This window comes from Marinobacter sp. EN3, from assembly GCF_000475315.1.
Lineage (GTDB): Bacteria > Pseudomonadota > Gammaproteobacteria > Pseudomonadales > Oleiphilaceae > Marinobacter > Marinobacter nauticus.
In genome coordinates this window covers 1-3,202 of record NZ_AXCC01000054.1, presented here as the reverse complement: position 1 = coordinate 3,202, position 3,202 = coordinate 1, and the positions used below count along the sequence as shown (strand labels likewise).

The window sequence follows — 3,202 nt, the reverse complement described above, 5'->3', positions numbered from 1 at the left end:
CCTTCAGCGGTTTACGCACCTCGGGCCAGCGGCACGTACGAAATATCCGTTGCCCACACCTGGTTGGGGCGGTCGATTTTCAGCCCTTTGAGCAGGTACGGATAAACTTTGTGCCCGTCGCCCGGAGGGCTGGTTCTGGGGCGTGGATACACCGCCTGAATGCCCATGGTGCGCATTAGGCGCTGAACCCGCTTGCGGTTTATCAGGTGGCCTTTGCGCTCCAGATGGACTCGCATCTTACGAGAGCCATAGTACGGCGTTTCCAGATGCTGCTGGTCAATCAGGTACATCAGATCCAGATCCTCCTGACACTGTTCACGAGGGACGTAGTACACCGACGAGCGGCTCAGTTTGAGCAACTCGCACTGGCGCACAATGCTGACTTGGGGATGACCATGCTCGATCATCGCCAACCGGCGTTGACGGCTTACTGATCGAGCTTGCGCGACAAAAAATCGCGTTCCACCGTCAGTCGGCCGATCTCGCGGTAGAGTTCGTCAGAACTGGGCTCGTTGGACTGTTTGCCGGACCTTTTTTTGCCTTCGAAGAGGTCCGGAGCATTCTCCAACAACTCGCGTTTCCAGGTGCTAACCATGGTCGGATGAATCTGGAACCGGGCGGCAATTTCAGATGTAGTCTGGTCACCCTTGAGGGCGGCTAGGGCTACTTTGGACTTGAACGATGGGCTGTATTGCTTGCGTTTCTTGCTCATGATTCTCCTCCTTGTGGAGATGATGAATCAGAGCTTAGGCACCTGTCCAAATTTCGGGGTCCACTTCAAACAACAGTCATTCGAGTGGAAAAAGGCAAACCTAAGAACTGAACGGGTTCACCATCAAATATCCATATTTCATGCGCTAGTTTTTCCATGTTACTCCAATCATATAACGGTGTGGTATGGGCGCGCACAGAGCAACACGTAGTTGGCGACGCATTGACCACCTGGTTACATGCACAATTCTCGCAAGCTCCTGATGACCCGAACCTCAGTTCCCCGAGGTGCATTTTCCTGGGTCAACCAGATAGCCTTAAGACCTAACCACATTGCGGGCTTAATATCTTTAACGAAGCTATCGCCCACCACTGCCGTTCGAGTGACGCGGCTTGTTAATAATTGACCCAACTCCGAGGGTAACGCAAACGCCAGATTACCGACATCACATCAGCAAACCTCAAGCGACCAAGTAACACCAGAGCCAAAAAGACTCCCTGGACGCAAATGATCATTGCCACGACCAATAGCAAAACCATTGTGACCGCAAAGAATGCGGTCGGATCGCCGGGTTGTGCTGCTTCAGCGACATCAATCTCAAACGAGGTCGCCAAGAGCGGAACCAAAGTGAAGTACCATAGGCCAATACCGATCACTATTCCCGAACCCGAAGCTACATTTGAACAGAATCGATAGTAGGGCTTTAGCCTTCCAGCGTCATGAAGAAACTTCCGTATGCGACCCATATTCAGCTGATATTTAACGCCTTGGTTCAGTGGCGACTACGGAGCGCAGTGTATCCGGTGCAGGGCCGCCAGGCTTGAAACGAACTACGACAACTTGTTATGCAATGCCCAGTCGTCGCACGTCATTCGATATACCCGCACAGCTCGGGCATGGAATTCTCGAATCGTATAATCTCTGAACCCAACCTTCTCCGTCACCCTAACGGAGGCTGTGTGCTCCGGCTCGATAATAACAATTACCGACTCGCGGTGTGTTTGATCGAAAGCATACTGGAGGGCACCCATTACAGCTTCTGTCGCGTACCCCTGGTGCCAGAACCTGCGCGCCAGCCGATAACCTAGATTGAGTTCTTCGACATCGCCAACCAACTCAGGCGCAATGCCACAGAAGCCGATAAAATGCCCAGATTCCTTCTCACAGAATGCCCACGGCCCTATTCCATGAGAGGCGTAACACTCAAGGCACCAATCAACGAACTTTCGAGTAGCTTCCTCGTCGCAAACTCCGCGAACGGAGAATTTCATGACTTCCGGATCACTGAGCATTGCGGTGAGCACCGGGACATCCTGATGGGATAGCTTCCTTGCAACCAACCTCTCTGTTTCAAACAATGACACCGCTCTCTCCCTGTGCTTAACGCCAGCAATAAAAGGCGCCCTGAAAAGGGCCTCCGGTGGGGGGCCTTTGGGCCGGAACGAATTTGATTGCCTTGTTACACATTGACTGAATACTTGAGGTCACACGCCTCATCTCCAGTCATGCCACGAAAGCCCCAACAGTGTGGCGGTTGCTCCTTGATCGTGACTTCAACATCTACGGGTGATATGCCAACCACGGACTCAATCTTGTTGAAGAGTTCCTTGATCAGGGCCTTTTGGGTCTCAGGATTTCGACCCTGCATCATATTGATCTCGATGGCTGTGTAAGCGGGTGTCCTGCCACCAGGATAATAAAAATCCTCGGCTTCCATAGGGATGAAACGATGAGCCCGTTTGTCTTCCGGCATCCCAAGTACGGTTTGCATACATCCGTGAATGACTTCAGAGAGCTGAGCCTTGATCGGGTTAAGGTGTTCTTTGATTCCATAGATGACTATCACGATGCCTCCTGCAATGTGTAACGCCAGCCAGAAGCAGCTCCCTGACAAGGGCGTCCGGTGGAGGGCCACCAGTGTGGTACGACCTTAATGGCCTTGTTAGGTGCTGATGTCATTTGAGAGGATTTCCTCGTTCTCAAATTGCAGCCCAATGTGGATCCACCTAAATTCCGGCCGTGTTTCGAAACAAATTTCCCACTCCCGGTTATCAGCCGTATCCACAGAAATAGCAGAGACCTGAAACAGCTCCGAAGCAGCCATACCCTTTGGAATCGAATCCCAACCCGAGGCGATCGACACAAGGTACTCGGAACATTTATCGAAATAGTGATCAAGCTCGGCAAGCTTGCTCAATATGAACTGCACTGATTGAGGATAGGGCCCACTCGCGTCGCCAGGAATACTATGGAAAACCTCGCCACTGGCCGCCTCCCAATAACCTTCACTTTCCAAAAAAGTCATCGGGCCCAACCTGTCGTGAACGATTTCGATACTTGGCTTATTGCGCCCAGATAAGGCTTTTTTGAGAAACGGAAACATTGATTTTGCTCACCTAACACCAGCCTGCATACGCGGCTGCGGAATGGAGGCGAAGCCGCAATGTAGTAGGCGTCGCCGTGCCTGGCCTTGATACTGATTGAGCCTTC

At 52.0% G+C, this 3,202-nt stretch carries 5 protein-coding genes; all 5 read right to left on the bottom strand.

What is annotated here, in order from left to right; genetic code table 11:
- Positions 1-11: 11 nt before the first annotated feature.
- Positions 12-407, bottom strand: coding sequence for an IS3 family transposase (locus Q675_RS33780; protein ID WP_023011840.1), 396 nt, complete (start codon positions 405-407; stop codon positions 12-14).
- 20 nt (positions 408-427) lie between these two features.
- Positions 428-712, bottom strand: a complete 285-nt coding sequence (locus Q675_RS33775; RefSeq protein ID WP_022988855.1) for a helix-turn-helix domain-containing protein — start codon at positions 710-712, stop codon at positions 428-430.
- Positions 713-1,542: 830 nt separating this feature from the next.
- On the bottom strand, positions 1,543-2,076 hold the full coding sequence (locus tag Q675_RS33765; RefSeq protein ID WP_023011839.1) for a GNAT family N-acetyltransferase: 534 nt from the start codon (positions 2,074-2,076) through the stop codon (positions 1,543-1,545).
- A gap of 95 nt (positions 2,077-2,171) precedes the next feature.
- The gene (locus tag Q675_RS33760) at positions 2,172-2,558 is read right to left on the bottom strand and encodes a tautomerase family protein (RefSeq protein ID WP_023011838.1); all 387 of its coding nucleotides are present in this window, start codon (positions 2,556-2,558) and stop codon (positions 2,172-2,174) included.
- Between the two features lie 96 nt (positions 2,559-2,654).
- Entirely contained in the window at positions 2,655-3,095 is a 441-nt protein-coding gene (locus Q675_RS33755; protein WP_023011837.1) for a hypothetical protein, read from the bottom strand.
- Positions 3,096-3,202: the final 107 nt, after the last annotated feature.